Origin of the sequence: Faecalicatena contorta (assembly GCF_021531995.1) — a bacterium.
GTDB lineage: Bacteria > Bacillota > Clostridia > Lachnospirales > Lachnospiraceae > Dorea_A > Dorea_A contorta_A.
Genome location: NZ_JAFBIZ010000255.1, coordinates 1 through 1,114 on the forward strand (window position 1 = coordinate 1; position 1,114 = coordinate 1,114).

Annotated in this window: 2 protein-coding genes; both read left to right on the forward strand. The window is 32.2% G+C overall.

Features of this window, described 5'->3' with window-relative positions:
* A partial coding sequence (locus JQM82_RS15745; RefSeq protein WP_235251364.1) for a DUF262 domain-containing protein occupies nt 1-846 on the forward strand: 846 nt, incomplete at its 5' end.
* Nucleotides 847-1,114, forward strand: a 268-nt coding sequence (locus JQM82_RS15750; protein ID WP_235251366.1) for a hypothetical protein, incomplete at its 3' end; no start/stop codon positions are given. It abuts the gene before it with no gap.

Sequence of the window (1,114 nt, forward strand, 5' to 3'; positions counted from 1 at the left end):
CCATTTATGTTTTTTGCTGATACAAAAGATGGAAGAATTGAAATCGTTGATGGGGCACAGAGAACACGGACTCTTGTTCAATTTTGCCAAAATAATTTAGAATTACAAGGCTTACAGATATTAACAGGATCTAATGGGTTTAAATTTAGTGACTTGGATCCTGTTATTCAAAGAAGGTTTTTAAATACAAGTATAAGAGTTGTGTTTTTGGAAGAGGGTACAACAGAAAAGGTTCGTCAGGAAATATTTAAGAGAATTAATACAGGTGGACGGCAAGCAAAAGCGGCGGAAGCAAGAAGAGGAGCTTTTGAGGGGAAATTTAAGGATTTCTTAGAAGAATGTGTAAAAATACCTAAATTTAATGAATTGGCACCAAGAACAACTATTACAGAAGATAGATACGAAGGATTTGAATTGGTTTCTAGATTTTTTGCATATTCTGATAATTATGATAATGATTTTGAAGGATATACTGGAAATGTTACGCAATATATTGATAATTATGTAGAAAAGCAAAATGAGTTGTGTGATAAAAATGACGATATTATTGCAGATTGCCGGAGTAGATTTAATGCAATGTTGGATTATGCTGAAAAAATTCTTGGAAAGCAGGGATTTAGGAAGACACCTACATCGAAATCTACACCAAGAGCAAGATTTGAAGCCCTTTCAATAGGGATTGCAATGGCACTTAAAGAGAACCCGGAATTACCAGTAAAAGATATTTCATCTTGGGTTACTGGGGAAGAATTCGCAAAATGTACTCGGTCAGATGCCGCAAATAATAAAAATAAGTTAGTTGGAAGAATTGATTTTGTTAAAAATAAATTACTTGCAGGTGATTAGATGATAGCATTTAGAGATACTTATGATAATAGGAAAAAAGAAATAGAAGATTTTTTAGAATTGATGGAGTTTTTAGAAGCTAAAGAAAATGATAGAGAAGATGGCGTGAGCAAATTTAGCAAATTTTTTCATTCCGAAGGTACAGGTATACATTTAACTTACCAATCATTAATCAATATATTAAAATCAAATGTTTCCTTGATGATTTATAACATAATTGAGTATACAGTTGCGAATCTGGTAGATAGCATATATGACGAGATAAGGA